This window comes from Streptomyces sp. NPDC054847, assembly GCF_053610925.1.
Window position 1 is genome coordinate 1 of sequence record NZ_JBSGZJ010000183.1, and the last position, 12,930, is coordinate 12,930.

A 12,930-nucleotide genomic window follows, 5' to 3' on the forward strand; every position below is an offset into this window, starting at 1 on the left:
TCCCGCAACCCGGCAAGATCATCACGCTCAACGCCCACGGTCCTCGCAACTCCCACAGATCGCGGGTGTTGCGAGGACCGTTAGAACCCAAGGTGCCCGCGGGGGCCTTCGACGGGGTTTCGAGGCGAAGGGTCAGAGTTCCTTGCCCGCGGCGGCCACGGCGCGCACCCGCTTACGGACCAGGAACCAGCCGCCGACCAGCGCGGCCGCGATCAGCGGCAGGCAGTTGACGGTGGTGCGGGAGATGCCCTCGTCCATCCACATCAGGACGACGACGGAGCCCAGGAAGAGCAGCGTGACGATCTGCGTGTACGGGGCCCAGGGCAGCTGATACGCGGGCCTGGTGACGCGGCCGTCCTGGGAGCGGTGCCAGAACAGCAGCGAGCAGACCATGATCATCGCCCAGGTGCCGATGATGCCGATCGAGGCGAAGTTGAGCACCAGCTCGAAGGCGTCACCCGGCATGACGTAGTTGAGCAGCACGCCGAGGACACCGAAGGCGGCGGTGAGCAGAATGCCGCCGTAGGGAACGCCGCCCTTGTTCATGACCCCGGTGAACCGGGGCGCGGAACCGGACATCGACATGGACCGCAGGATGCGGCCGGTCGAGTAGAGGCCCGAGTTCAGGCTGGACAGGGCCGCGGTCAGGACGACCAGGTTCATCACGCCGGCCGCGCCGGGGATGCCGAGCTTGTCGAAGACGGTGACGAAGGGGCTCTCGTCGCCGGAGTACGCCGTGTACGGGAGCAGCAGCGCCAGCAGGACGACGGAGCCGACGTAGAACAGGCCCACGCGCCACATGATCGAGTTGATCGCGCGGGGCATGATCTTCTCGGGGTTCTCGGTCTCTCCGGCGGCGACACCGCACAGCTCGACGGAGGCGTAGGCGAAGACGACGCCCTGGATGAGCAGCAGCATCGGCATGAAGCCGCTCGGGAAGATGCCGCCGTTGTCGCTGATGGTGGAGAAGCCCGGGGTGTGGCCGCCGATGTCGTGGGAGGTGACGACCAGGTAGATGCCGATGAGCATGAATACGACGAGCGCGGCGACCTTGATGATCGCGAACCAGAACTCCATCTCACCGAAGTACTTCACCGAAATGAGGTTGGCGGTAAGAACCACGGCGAGCGCGATCAGGGCCAGCACCCACTGCGGGACGTCGCTGAACATCGCCCAGAAGTGGGCGTAGGTCGCGGCCGCGGTGATGTCGGCGATGGCGGTCGTCGACCAGTTCAGGAAGTACAGCCAGCCCGCCGTGTAGGCGCCCTTCTCGCCCATGAACTCACGGGCGTAGGAGACGAAGGCACCGGAGGAGGGCCGGTAGAGCACGAGCTCGCCGAGCGCACGCACGACGAAGAAGGCGAAGACGCCGCAGACGGCGTAGGCGATGAACAGAGAGGGGCCTGCTCCGGCCATGCGGCCACCGGCGCCGAGGAAGAGCCCCGTACCGATGGCGCCGCCGATGGCGATCATGTTGATGTGCCGCGACTTGAGGTCCTTGCGGTACCCGACGTCTCCGGCGTCCACGTGGGGGGAACCCGTCGCGCCGGCGACGGGCGTATCGGCCGCAGCCATGGTGCGGTCACTCATTGAGGTTGTTCGCCTTCGTGAGGGGGTGTGCGGTACCCGGCCTGCGCCGGCGTCTTCCCAGGGGTGAAGGAAGGGGACGCCCCGGCCCGGTTGCGGGCATGAATGGCCCAAGGGCTCATCGTCAGGGCAACCCTGGGATTTTGGCAGTGGCGAACCTCACTCAGACAGACATCTGAGGTATTTCAGAGGTTTCGACAAGGTAAGCCAGGTCGTCATGAAGTTCAGGGAGCGAGTACGTCAAGCTCCTGGAGGGCCCCGACGGCGATCTCACGGGTGAGACGCTCGGCTCTTTCCGCGTCGCCTTCGCGAACGGCCTCCGCCACCTGGACATGCAGCGTCACCGCCGCCGGGTCGGGGTCGTCGAACATCACATGGTGGTGGGTGCGGCCCGCGAGGACCTCGGCGACGACATCCCCGAGCCGCGCGAACATCTCGTTGCCGGAGGCGTTGAGCACCACCCGGTGAAAGGCGATGTCGTGCTTCAGATACCCCTCGAGCTGCTGGCCGCGGGAGGTGGCGACCATGCCGAGGGCCTCTTCCGTCAGCGCCGCGCACTGCTCGGGGGTCGCGTGGACGGCGGCGAGTCCGGCCGCGACCGGTTCCACCGCGGAGCGCAGCACGGTCAGTGAGCGCAGCTGGCGCGGGCGGTCGGCGCCGGCCAGCCGCCAGCGGATGACGCGGGGGTCGTAGACGTTCCACTCCTCGGTGGGACGCACGGTGACGCCGACGCGGCGGCGGGACTCCACGAGGTGCATGGACTCGAGGACGCGGACCACTTCACGGACGACCGTGCGTGACACGTCGAAGCGCTGGGCGACCTCGTCGGTACGCAGCACGCTGCCCTGCGGATACTCGCCCGCCGTGATGGCGAGACCGAGGGTGTCGAGCACATGGGTGTGAAGCCCTCGGCCTTCTGTGGTCATGGGCAAAGCCTACGGGGCGTGGATCACATGGACGCCTGCGGGAACAAAAAGTATGACGTTTATGTCTCAGCCTCTTGAATACGTCGTACCTAATAGGTTTCAGTAGCGCGACGGACCGACGTCGAGCGGTCGACGAGGACAGCGAGGCACGTAATGAGCACCCCCCACGTCGTCGTGGTGATGGGCGTAGCAGGAACCGGCAAGACCACGATCGGCCCCCTGCTCGCCGCCGCCCTGGGCGTCCCCTACGCCGAAGGCGACGACTTCCATCCCCCGGCGAACATCGCCAAGATGACGGCCGGTGTCCCCCTGGACGACGCGGACCGCCGCCCGTGGCTGGACGCCATCGGCACGTGGGCCCACGGCCGGGCCGGGCTCGGCGGAGTGGTCTCCAGCTCCGCGCTCAAGCGTGAGTACCGCGACAGGCTGCGGGCGGCAGCGCCCGACGCCGTCTTCCTCCACCTCACCGGCAGCCGCGAGCTCATCGAGCAGCGGATGGCGGAGCGCAAGGGCCACTTCATGCCCACGGCGCTGCTGGACTCCCAGTTCGCGACCCTCCAGCCGCTGGAGGAGGACGAGGCGGGCGTCGCCGTCGATGTGTCCGGAACCCCCGAAGAAATCACCGAACGGGCCGTCGCCGCGCTGCGCGGGCTCGAAGACTAAGGAATCACCGTGACCAGTCTCAGCGTCGAGATGCTGGCAGCGGACGCCGTCGAGCCGATCACCTCGGCGGGCAACGCACAGCTGGGCATCGCCGTCCTCGCGGGCATCGCTGTCATCGTTCTGCTCATCACCAAGTTCAAGCTGCACGCCTTCCTGGCGCTGACCATCGGGTCGCTCGCGCTCGGCGCGTTCGCCGGGGCACCGCTCGACAAGGCGATCACCTCGTTCACGGCCGGCCTGGGCTCGACCGTCGCGGGCGTCGGTGTGCTGATCGCCCTGGGCGCGATCCTCGGCAAGCTGCTCGCCGACTCCGGAGGCGCGGACCAGATCGTCGACACGATCCTCGCCAAGGCGAGCGGCCGGGCCATGCCCTGGGCGATGGTGCTGATCGCCTCGATCATCGGACTTCCGCTGTTCTTCGAGGTCGGCATCGTCCTGCTGATCCCGGTCGTGCTCATGGTCGCCAAGCGCGGCAACTACTCGCTGATGCGGATCGGCATCCCGGCGCTCGCGGGTCTGTCCGTGATGCACGGCCTCATCCCGCCGCACCCCGGCCCGCTGGTCGCGATCGACGCCATCGGCGCCAACCTCGGCGTCACCCTGGCCCTCGGCCTGGTCGTCGCGATACCGACCGTCATCATCGCCGGTCCGGTGTTCTCCAAGTACGCCGCGCGCTGGGTGGACATCCCCGCGCCGGAGAAGATGATCCCGCAGCGCGCCTCCGACGACCTGGAGAAGCGGCCGAGCTTCGGCGCCACCGTCGCCACGGTGCTGCTCCCCGTCGTCCTGATGATGGCCAAGGCCCTCGTCGACATCGTGGTGGACGATCCGGAGAACGGCGTCCAGCGCGTCACCGACGTCATCGGCTCGCCGCTGATCGCCCTGCTCGCCGCCGTGATCGTCGGCCTGTTCACGCTGGGACGGGCCGCCGGGTTCACCAAGAGCCGGCTCTCCTCGACCGTCGAGAAGTCGCTCGCCCCGATCGCCGGTGTGCTGCTCATCGTCGGCGCCGGCGGCGGCTTCAAGCAGACGCTGATCGACATCGGTGTCGGACAGATGATCCTGGACTTCTCCAAGGACTGGGCCATCCCGACCCTGCTGCTCGCCTGGCTGATCGCCGTCGCGATCCGGCTCGCGACCGGCTCCGCGACCGTGGCCACGATCTCCGCGGCCGGCCTGGTGGCGCCGCTGGCGGCCGACATGTCGACCTCGCACGCGGCCCTGCTCGTCCTCGCGATCGGCGCCGGCTCGCTGTTCTTCAGCCACGTCAACGACGCCGGATTCTGGCTGGTGAAGGAGTACTTCGGCATGAGCGTCGGCCAGACGATCAAGACCTGGTCGGTGATGGAGACGATCATCTCGGTCGTCGGCATCGTGTTCGTGCTGCTGTTGTCACTCGTCCTCTAGCCACCTCGGGTGGTGCTCGCGGGCCCACTGGCGCTCGACCGACCCGGTGCGCATGCCACGGCGTGCCTCCGGGTCGGCGAGCGCCATCGCGATGTGCGCGGCGACGGCTATCCCGACAGCCAGGGAGAGCCAGTCGTGCACAAAGGTGGCGCTCGTCCGCCACACCAGCGGCGCGAGGCCGGTGAACCACATCAGCAGACCGGTGCCGAGCATGACCAGCGCCGCTCCGGCGGTCCAGGCCGCGTAGACCTTCTGCCCGGCGTTGAACTTGCCCGCCGGACGCGCCGACGGACCGTGCTCGCGCCGGCGCACGGCACGCAGCCACGCCCGGTCGTACGGCGCGAAGCGGTTCAGCCGGCGCAGATCCGCGCGGAACGCGCGGGAGGCCAGCGCCAGGACGAACGGCACGGGCAGCAGCAGCCCGGCCCACTGGTGGACCGTCACCACGAGGTACCGGCGGCCGACGAGTTCGGCCAGCTGCGGCACGTAGAGCACGGCGGCGGTCACGATGCACAGCAGCATCAGCGCGGCGGTGGTGCGGTGCAGCAGACGCTCGGCGCGGGTGAAGCGCCGTCTGCGGGCGGTGCGTTCCATCGCCTCGTCCGGTGCGGCGGGCTCAGACGGTGGGGGTGTCGGTGCGGCCGTTGGACCGGCCGACCCAGGCGTCGACGTCATAGCCCCGCTCCTCCCAGTAACCGGGCCGGACCGCGGACGTGACCGTGATCCCGGACAGCCACTTCGCCGACTTGTAGAAGTACATCGGCGCCACGTACAGCCGGACCGGGCCGCCGTGCGAATGGCTGACCGGCTTGTCCTGCATCCGCAGCGCGACGAGGACGTCGTCCCGCCGGGCCTGTGCGAGCGTCAGGCTCTCGCTGTAGGTGCCGTCGAAGCAGGTGAACCGGATCGCCCGTGCCTCCGGTCGTACACCGGCGGCGTCCAGCAGCTGCGAGAGCTTCACGCCTTCGAAGGGCGTGTCCGGCACGCGCCACCCGGTGACGCACTGCACGTCCCGCACGATCCGCGTCTGCGGCATGGCCCGGAGGTCGGCCAGTGTGTACGTGGCCGGCTTCCGGACGAGGCCGTCGACGGTCAGGCGGTAGGTCTCCGCGGTCTTGCGGGGCACGGACGACGCGACCGAGTAGTAGCGGAATCCGCCGCCGTTCGGCAGCAGCCCGGTCAGGCCCGTCGGGTCCTTGTCGGCCGCGGCGCCGAGGAAGCTCTCCAGGCCGCGCTGCAGATAGGGCGCGCCGGCGACACCGGCGGCGCCGAGACCGAGCATGCCGAGCACGACACGGCGGCCGACGGGGGTGCCGGGACCGTCCTGGCCGGCCGGGTCGGAGTGTGGGGATGTCACCCTTCGATTCGAGCACTTGGCCGGGCCGGACGCCAGGGGTGGCGGGGGGCCGTCAGACTTCCGTCACACATGGGGGCGGGCCGCGCCCCCCGTCCCTATGACACCGCCCTCGCCGCCGCACGGCCCGCCGCGCGGCCCGAGAAGAGGCAGCCGCCGAGGAACGTGCCCTCCAGGGAGCGGTAGCCGTGGACGCCGCCGCCGCCGAAGCCCGCCGCCTCGCCCGCGGCGTACAGGCCCGGCAGCGGGGCGCCGGACCCGTCGAGGACCCGCGAGGACAGGTCCGTCTCCAGGCCGCCGAGCGACTTGCGGGTCAGGATATTGAGCCGTACGGCGATCAGCGGACCCGCCTTGGGGTCCAGCAGACGGTGCGGCGCGGCGGTGCGGATCAGCTTGTCGCCGAGGTACTTGCGGGCGCCGTGGATCGCCGTGACCTGGAGGTCCTTGGTGAACGGGTTGGCCACCTCCCGGTCCCGCGCCGTGATCTCGCGCCGCAGCTCCGCCTCGTCGATCAGTCCGTCCCCGGTGAGCTCGTTCATGCCGCGCACCAGCGCCCCCAGGTCCTTCTCCACGACGAAGTCGACGCCCTTGTCCATGAACGCCTTCACCGGCGCGGGCACGTCGGCCCTGGCGCGTACGAAGACGTCGCGGACGGACTTGCCCGTCAGGTCCGGGTTCTGCTCGGAGCCCGACAGGGCGAACTCCTTGCCGATGATCTTCTGGTCGAGCACGAACCAGGTGTAGTCGTGGCCGGTACGCATGATGTGTTCGAGCGTGCCGAGGGTGTCGAAGCCGGGGAACAGCGGCACCGGCAGCCGTCTGCCGCGTGCGTCCAGCCAGAGGGAGGACGGGCCCGGCAGGATGCGGATGCCGTGCCTGGCCCAGATCGGGTCCCAGTTCTCGATGCCCTCGGTGTAGTGCCACATCCGGTCACGGTTGATGTGGCTCGCGCCGGCGCGCTCGGCGATGCCGAGCATCAGCCCGTCGACGTGCGCGGGGACGCCGGAGAGCATCTTCTTCGGCGGGGTGCCGAGCCGCTTCGGCCACTGCGCGCGGACGAGGTCGTGGTTGCCGCCGATACCGCCCGAAGTGACGATCACCGCTTGGGCCTTGAGCTCGAAGGCGCCGGTGACCTCGCGGCTGCTCGCCGCGCCGCGCTCCGCGTCGGACGGCTCGAGGATCTCACCGGTGACGGTGTCCAGGCCGCCCGCGCTGCTGCCGAGACCGGTCACCCGGTGCCGGAACCTCAGCTGCACCAGCCCTCTGGCGACTCCTTCACGAACGCGCCGCTCGAAGGGGGCCACCAGGCCGGGGCCGGTGCCCCAGGTGATGTGGAAGCGGGGTACGGAGTTGCCGTGGCCGTTCGCGTCGTAGCCGCCGCGCTCCGCCCAGCCGACGACGGGGAAGAACCGCACGCCCTGCCGGTGCAGCCAGGCCCGCTTCTCCCCCGCGGCGAAGTCGACGTAGGCCTCCGCCCACTTGCGCGGCCAGCGGTCCTCCTCGCGGTCGAAGCCCGCGGTGCCCAGCCAGTCCTGCATGGCGAGCGCGTGACTGTCCTTGATGCGCATACGGCGCTGCTCGGGCGAGTCGACGAAGAAGAGGCCGCCGAAGGACCAGTGCGCCTGCCCCCCGATGGACCGCTCGGGTTCCTGGTCGAGGAGGATGACCTTCCGTCCGGCGTCGACGAGTTCGGCCGTGGCCACGAGGCCCGCGAGTCCTGCCCCGATCACGATCACATCAGCGTCGTACGCCATGGTTGTCCATTCTCCGTCGGGCCGGTGGCACCCGATCTTCCTTACGGGTGGATAACTCGTCAATGGCGGACCGGTCAAAGGCGGCGTACGGCGGTGTTTTCATGGGTGCCATGACTTCCGTGCAGCCCGCAGAAGAGATCCTCGACATCGTCGACGAGCACGACCGTGTGATCGGACAGGCCCCGCGCGGCGAGGCGTACGCGCGCGGACTGCGCCACCGGTGCGCGTTCATCATCGTCAGGGATGCCGCGGGACGCGTCTTCGTGCACCGGCGCACGGCCACGAAGCTGGTCTTCCCCTCGATGTACGACATGTTCGTCGGCGGTGTCGTGGGCGCCGGGGAGAGCTACGACGACGCGGCGCTGCGCGAGGCGGAGGAGGAGCTCGGCGTACGCGGACTTCCCCGCCCCGTACCGCTGTTCAAGTTCCTCTACGAAGGGGACGGCGCCCCCGGCCCCACCTGGTGGTCGTACGTCTACGAGGTCCGATGCGAGCTGCCGGTGGAGCCTCAGCCGGAGGAGATCGACTGGTACGGCTTCCTGACGGACGCCGAACTGGAAGCGAGGCTCGGGGCGTGGGAGTGGGTGCCCGACGGGCTGGCCGCGTACGAGCGGCTCAAGGCGCACCGAACGGGCTGAGCGTCCTGGCCCGGAACCCGGGCCGGACGGTGCCGGGCTGCGCCCGGAGCTGGGCCGGAGCCACCGACAGTGCGCGGGTAGGGTGCGCTGCGTGAGCGATTTCCTGCTGAGCCTGCGGCTGTGGTTCGCGCCGGCGCGGATCCGGGAAGAGGGCGACACGCCCGACTACCGGTTCTCGCTCGCCAACGAGCGGACGTTCCTTGCCTGGATCCGTACGGCGCTCGCCCTCATCGGCGGCGGCTTCGCCGTCGACCAGTTCCTGCCGGACCTGCGCTGGGGTGTACGGGCCGGGCTGGCGCTCGCGCTGATCGGCGTCGGGGCGGTGTGCGCGGTACGCGCGGTGAACCACTGGGTCCGGTGCGAACTGGCGATGCGACGCGGCGAGGATCTGCCGGTGTCCCGGTTCCCGGCGCTGCTGGCCGTCGTCGTCGCGGTCGTCTCCCTCGCCATGGTGGCGGTGGTGGCCTGGGGCGACCTGTGACGGCGCCTCCCGCTCGCGATCCGGGGCTTCAGCCCGAGCGGACCCGGCTGGCCTGGCGCCGGACGACGCTGACCTGCACGGTGGTGGCGGTCCTCGCCGCCCGGCAGACGGCGCAGGACACGGCTCTCGCGGCAGGGCTGGGCGTGGTCGCGTGGCTGGGGTTCCTGTGGGTCGCGCACCGGCGGCTGCGCGCGATGGACGCGGCCAGGCCGGCGGCGATGCCGGTGCGCGGGGCGATCGCGGCGGTCGGGTGCGTGCTGGCTCTGGCCGCGTGCGCCGTGGCGATCGTGGTGTGACAGCGGGTGACGCCCCATGTCGGACATCTGTTCCCTCGTGGCGTGACGGGCGGCGCGCGGCCGGCGCCGGAGCCGCCCACTAGCCTGGAAGACGGACAGAACGACACGAAAGCACCCAGAGGTGAGCGCCATGACCGTTGCACACCAGGAGCACACCGCACACGAGCACACGCACGGCCCGTCCTGCGGCCACACCGAGATCCCCCACGGCGACCACATGGACTACGCACACGACGGGCATCTCCACCGGCAGCATGGGGCGCATTGGGACGAGTGCGAGCCGGGTGAGCACGTGTCGCACAGCGGTCACGCGCACGAGCACGGCGACGGCTGCGGCCACCCTGCCGTGGTGCACGGCGACCACGTCGACTACCTCCACGACGGGCACCGGCACGCGGGGCACGACGGACACTGGGACGACCACTGACTGACGCGTACGCGGGTCAACCGGCAGGCTCTGAGGGCCGATTCACCGTCGACACGTCCCCTGGGGAGCCATCGTGCCTGCCGCAGATCCCTACACCGTCCGGCTCGCGCCGGGTGTGCACGCCTACGTCCAGCCCGACGGCGGCTGGTGCCTGAACAACGCGGGCTTCGTCAGCGACGGGGAGTCGACGCTCCTCGTCGACACCACGGCCACCGAGCGTCGGGCCCGGGCGCTGCGCGAGGCGCTCCTCGCGACCGGCGCGCCTCTTCCCCGTACCGTCGTCAACACCCACCACCACGGCGACCACACCTACGGCAACGGGGTCTTCCTGCCGGAGGCCGTGGTCGTCGGGCACGCATCGTGCCGGAGCGAGGTGCTCGCGGCGGGCCGCCAGCTCCACCTGATCTGGCCGCAGACGGATTTCGGGGACATCCGGATCACCGCGCCGACCGTCACGTACAGCGACCGGATGACGGTCCATGTGGGGGACGCCGAAGTGCGGCTCGTCCATCCCGGCGGGGTCGCCCACACCGCGGGGGACACGATCGTCCACCTGCCGCGGCAGGGCATCGTCTTCACCGGTGACCTGGTCTTCCAGGGCGGTACGCCGTTCGTCCCGATGGGCTCGCTGAGCGGCTCGCTGCGGGCGCTCGACGTGCTGCGCTCCCTGGGGGCGGAGACCGTGGTGCCCGGCCACGGACCGATCACCGACCCCTCTGCCTACGACGCGACAGAGCGTTACCTGCGCTTCGTCGCCGAACTGGCCGAGGAGGGCCACGCCAAGGGGCTCGGTCCGCTGGAAACGGCACGCGCGGCGGATCTCGGCGTGTTCGCCGAACTGCGGGAGAGCGAACGGCTGGTGGCCAACCTGCACCGGGCGTACGCGGAGCTGGAGGGGCTCCCAGAGGGCTCCCCGCTCGATCCCGCCGTGGTGTTCGCGGACATGGCGGCGATGAACGGCGGAGTGCCGGTGGCCTGCCACGCCTGACCTCTCGGCGCGTTCCGCCCCCTCGAGCGGGCCGTCCCCGAGGGGGCCGGCGCCTGTCGTGCGAATGTGATCCTGGCATCGCTTTCCACCGGGCCACTGGACGACATACCGACTGGTCGGTCATCATGAACGCGTTCCCAGGACCGCCCCCCGGAGGTGCGCACCATGAGCTCAGTCCCCCCAGGCCTCGATCCCGAGCAGCTGCGCGGCCATCTCGACCGTGAGCGGCCCGGACTGGTGGGCGGACCGCTCAGCGCCCGGCTGATCCAGGGCGGCCGCTCCAACCTCACGTACGCCGTCACCGACGGCACCAACCGGTGGGTGGTGCGCCGGCCGCCGCTCGGCCATGTGCTGGCGACGGCGCACGACATGAAGCGCGAGCACCGGGTCATCAGCGCCCTGGCGCCGACCGCCGTCCCGGTGCCGCAGCCCGTGCTGCTGTGCGAGGACGAATCGGTCATCGGGTCGCCGTTCTACGTCATGGAGTTCGTGGACGGCACCCCCTACCGCACGGCGGAGCAACTGGCCCCGCTCGGTGCGGAGCGCACCCGGGACGCCGTCCTCGCCCTCGTCGACACCCTCGTCGAGCTGCACGCCGTGGACCCGGCGGCCGTCGGGCTCGGCGACTTCGGCCGGCCGGAGGGCTTCCTCGACCGGCAGCTGCGGCGCTGGGGCAAGCAGCTGGCGGCCTCTCGGGGCCGCGACCTGGCGGGCATCGACGAGCTGCACGCCGCGCTCGGGCGCGCGCTGCCCGACTCCCCCGCCGCCACCGTGGTCCACGGTGACTACCGCCTCGACAACGTCCTCATCGGCGACGACGACCGGATCAAGGCCGTCCTGGACTGGGAGATGTCGACCCTCGGCGACCCGCTGACCGACCTCGGCCTGCTGGTCATGTACAGCAAGCGGCTGGAACTGCCCGACTCCCCCGTCAGCACCACCGCGGGCGCCGCCGGCCACCCGTCCCCCGCCGAACTGATCGAGCGGTACGCGGAGCGCTCCGGCCGGGACACCTCGGCGATCTCCTGGTACGAGGCGTTCGCCTGGTTCAAGCTCGCCGTGATCCTCGAGGGCATCCACTACCGCTACACCCTCGGCCAGACCGTCGGCGCCGGATTCGACCGGATCGGCGATCTCGTCCCCCTCTTCATCGAGCACGGCCTCACCACCCTTCAGGAAGGCTGAGTACCTCATGGACTTCGCATTCGACGCGCGCACCGAAGAACTCCGCGGAAAACTGCTCGCCTTCATGGACGAGCACGTCTACCCGGCCGAGAAGATCGCGGAGGAGCAGCGCGCCGAGCTCGCCTCCCCCTGGGACACGCCCGCGATCGTGGAGGAACTCAAGGCAGAGGCCCGCAAGCAGGGCCTGTGGAACCTCTTCCTCCCCGACTCCGAGTACGGCGCCGGGCTGACCAACCTCCAGTACGCACCGCTCGCCGAGATCACCGGCCGCAGCCCGCACCTCGCGCCGACCGCGCTGAACTGCGCGGCCCCGGACACCGGCAACATGGAGGTGCTCACCCAGTTCGGCTCCGACGCGCAGAAGAAGCAGTGGCTCGAGCCGCTGCTCGCGGGCGAGATCCGCTCGGCGTTCGCGATGACCGAGCCCGAGGTGGCCTCCTCCGACGCGACCAACATCCGCACCCGCATCGACCGGGACGGCGACGACTACGTCGTCAACGGCCGCAAGTGGTACATCTCCGGGGCCATGAACCCGGACTGCAAGATCCTGATCGTCATGGGCAAGACCGACCCGGACGGCGAGGACATCCGCCGCCAGCAGTCGATGATCCTGGTGCCCACCGACACCCCCGGCGTGCAGATACGACGCGCGATGCAGGTGTACGGCTACGAGGACCACTCCCACGGCGGCCACGCCGAAGTCGTCTTCGACGACGTGCGGGTCCCGGCGACGAACCTGATCGGCGAGGAGGGCGGCGGCTTCGCCATCGCCCAGGCGCGGCTGGGACCGGGCCGTATCCACCACTGCATGCGGCTGATCGGCATGGCGGAGCGCGCGATCGAGCTGATGTGCCGGCGGGCCGTCTCCCGTACCGCCTTCGGCAAGCCGATCGCGCAGCAGGGCGTCGTCCAGAACTGGATCGCCGACGCGCGGGTCACCGTGGAGCAGCTGCGGCTGCTGGTGCTGAAGACGGCGTGGCTGATGGACACGGTCGGCAACCGCGGGGCGCACACCGAGATCCAGGCGATCAAGATCGCCACGCCGCGGGCGGTCGTCGACATCCTCGACAAGGCCGTCCAGGCGCACGGCGCGGGCGGCGTCAGCCAGGACTTCCCGCTGGCGGAGCTGTGGGCGTCGGCGCGGACGCTGAAGCTGGCGGACGGGCCGGACGAGGTGCACCAGCGGTCGCTGGCGCGGCGGGAGCTGAAGAAGTACATGTGACG

General features: G+C 70.3%; 14 protein-coding genes. 9 read left to right on the forward strand and 5 right to left on the reverse strand.

Annotated elements, in window-relative coordinates; genetic code table 11:
• Positions 1-132: 132 nt before the first annotated feature.
• Together ACWGH4_RS19275 and ACWGH4_RS19280 are read right to left on the reverse strand one after the other, a co-directional pair.
• Entirely contained in the window at positions 133-1,590 is a 1,458-nt protein-coding gene (locus tag ACWGH4_RS19275; RefSeq protein WP_441266483.1) for an amino acid permease, read from the reverse strand.
• Positions 1,591-1,811: 221 nt separating this feature from the next.
• On the reverse strand, positions 1,812-2,513 hold the full coding sequence (locus tag ACWGH4_RS19280) for a FadR/GntR family transcriptional regulator (RefSeq protein WP_402249966.1): 702 nt from the start codon (positions 2,511-2,513) through the stop codon (positions 1,812-1,814).
• Between the two features lie 153 nt (positions 2,514-2,666).
• Here ACWGH4_RS19280 and ACWGH4_RS19285 point away from each other — a divergent pair, with 153 nt between their 5' ends.
• Complete coding sequence (locus ACWGH4_RS19285) at positions 2,667-3,176, forward strand: gluconokinase, GntK/IdnK-type (RefSeq protein ID WP_441266484.1); 510 nt, start codon at positions 2,667-2,669, stop codon at positions 3,174-3,176.
• A gap of 9 nt (positions 3,177-3,185) precedes the next feature.
• On the forward strand, positions 3,186-4,583 hold the full coding sequence (locus ACWGH4_RS19290) for a GntT/GntP/DsdX family permease (RefSeq protein ID WP_441266485.1): 1,398 nt from the start codon (positions 3,186-3,188) through the stop codon (positions 4,581-4,583).
• Here ACWGH4_RS19290 and ACWGH4_RS19295 read toward each other — a convergent pair.
• The 3 genes from ACWGH4_RS19295 to ACWGH4_RS19305 form a co-directional block, all read right to left on the reverse strand.
• Positions 4,569-5,258, reverse strand: a complete 690-nt coding sequence (locus ACWGH4_RS19295; protein ID WP_441266486.1) for a cytochrome b/b6 domain-containing protein — start codon at positions 5,256-5,258, stop codon at positions 4,569-4,571. The genes ACWGH4_RS19290 and ACWGH4_RS19295 overlap by 15 nt on opposite strands.
• On the reverse strand, positions 5,200-5,865 hold the full coding sequence (locus tag ACWGH4_RS19300) for a molybdopterin-dependent oxidoreductase (RefSeq protein WP_441266597.1): 666 nt from the start codon (positions 5,863-5,865) through the stop codon (positions 5,200-5,202). The genes ACWGH4_RS19295 and ACWGH4_RS19300 overlap by 59 nt, the downstream gene beginning before the upstream one ends.
• A 170-nt stretch (positions 5,866-6,035) precedes the next feature.
• Positions 6,036-7,691 (reverse strand): FAD-binding dehydrogenase, encoded by a 1,656-nt coding sequence (locus ACWGH4_RS19305; protein ID WP_453462184.1) that lies wholly within the window; start codon positions 7,689-7,691, stop codon positions 6,036-6,038.
• A 110-nt stretch (positions 7,692-7,801) separates the two neighbouring features.
• Between ACWGH4_RS19305 and ACWGH4_RS19310 the strand changes: the two genes are divergently transcribed.
• The 7 genes from ACWGH4_RS19310 (at position 7,802) to ACWGH4_RS19340 (ending at position 12,928) form a co-directional block, all read left to right on the forward strand.
• Positions 7,802-8,329, forward strand: coding sequence for an NUDIX hydrolase (locus tag ACWGH4_RS19310; protein WP_453462187.1), 528 nt, complete (start codon positions 7,802-7,804; stop codon positions 8,327-8,329).
• Positions 8,330-8,420: 91 nt separating this feature from the next.
• Positions 8,421-8,810 (forward strand): YidH family protein, encoded by a 390-nt coding sequence (locus ACWGH4_RS19315; RefSeq protein WP_453462190.1) that lies wholly within the window; start codon positions 8,421-8,423, stop codon positions 8,808-8,810.
• Positions 8,807-9,106 (forward strand): DUF202 domain-containing protein, encoded by a 300-nt coding sequence (locus ACWGH4_RS19320; RefSeq protein ID WP_453462193.1) that lies wholly within the window; start codon positions 8,807-8,809, stop codon positions 9,104-9,106. Before ACWGH4_RS19315 ends, ACWGH4_RS19320 begins: the two co-directional genes overlap by 4 nt.
• Positions 9,107-9,236: 130 nt before the next feature.
• Positions 9,237-9,533: a hypothetical protein gene (locus ACWGH4_RS19325; RefSeq protein ID WP_453462196.1), complete on the forward strand. Its 297-nt coding sequence runs from the start codon at positions 9,237-9,239 to the stop codon at positions 9,531-9,533.
• 73 nt (positions 9,534-9,606) lie between these two features.
• On the forward strand, positions 9,607-10,521 hold the full coding sequence (locus ACWGH4_RS19330) for an MBL fold metallo-hydrolase (RefSeq protein ID WP_453462199.1): 915 nt from the start codon (positions 9,607-9,609) through the stop codon (positions 10,519-10,521).
• Positions 10,522-10,686: 165 nt separating this feature from the next.
• The gene (locus ACWGH4_RS19335) at positions 10,687-11,706 is read left to right on the forward strand and encodes a phosphotransferase (RefSeq protein WP_441266493.1); all 1,020 of its coding nucleotides are present in this window, start codon (positions 10,687-10,689) and stop codon (positions 11,704-11,706) included.
• Positions 11,707-11,713: 7 nt separating this feature from the next.
• On the forward strand, positions 11,714-12,928 hold the full coding sequence (locus ACWGH4_RS19340) for an acyl-CoA dehydrogenase family protein (RefSeq protein ID WP_453462203.1): 1,215 nt from the start codon (positions 11,714-11,716) through the stop codon (positions 12,926-12,928).
• Positions 12,929-12,930 lie beyond the last annotated feature (2 nt).

What these genes read in the sequence shown, in the direction of transcription:
- ACWGH4_RS19275 (WP_441266483.1), bottom strand. Translation starts at nt 1,590, where the DNA reads ATGAGTGACCGCACCATGGCTGCGGCCGATACGCCCGTCGCCGGCGCG.
- ACWGH4_RS19280 (WP_402249966.1), bottom strand. Translation starts at nt 2,513, where the DNA reads ATGACCACAGAAGGCCGAGGGCTTCACACCCATGTGCTCGACACCCTC.
- ACWGH4_RS19285 (WP_441266484.1), top strand. Translation starts at nt 2,667, where the DNA reads ATGAGCACCCCCCACGTCGTCGTGGTGATGGGCGTAGCAGGAACCGGC.
- ACWGH4_RS19295 (WP_441266486.1), bottom strand. Translation starts at nt 5,258, where the DNA reads ATGACGTCGACGCCTGGGTCGGCCGGTCCAACGGCCGCACCGACACCC.
- ACWGH4_RS19300 (WP_441266597.1), bottom strand. Translation starts at nt 5,865, where the DNA reads ATGCTCGGTCTCGGCGCCGCCGGTGTCGCCGGCGCGCCCTATCTGCAG.
- ACWGH4_RS19305 (WP_453462184.1), bottom strand. Translation starts at nt 7,691, where the DNA reads ATGGCGTACGACGCTGATGTGATCGTGATCGGGGCAGGACTCGCGGGC.
- ACWGH4_RS19310 (WP_453462187.1), top strand. Translation starts at nt 7,802, where the DNA reads ATGACTTCCGTGCAGCCCGCAGAAGAGATCCTCGACATCGTCGACGAG.
- ACWGH4_RS19325 (WP_453462196.1), top strand. Translation starts at nt 9,237, where the DNA reads ATGACCGTTGCACACCAGGAGCACACCGCACACGAGCACACGCACGGC.
- ACWGH4_RS19335 (WP_441266493.1), top strand. Translation starts at nt 10,687, where the DNA reads ATGAGCTCAGTCCCCCCAGGCCTCGATCCCGAGCAGCTGCGCGGCCAT.
- ACWGH4_RS19340 (WP_453462203.1), top strand. Translation starts at nt 11,714, where the DNA reads ATGGACTTCGCATTCGACGCGCGCACCGAAGAACTCCGCGGAAAACTG.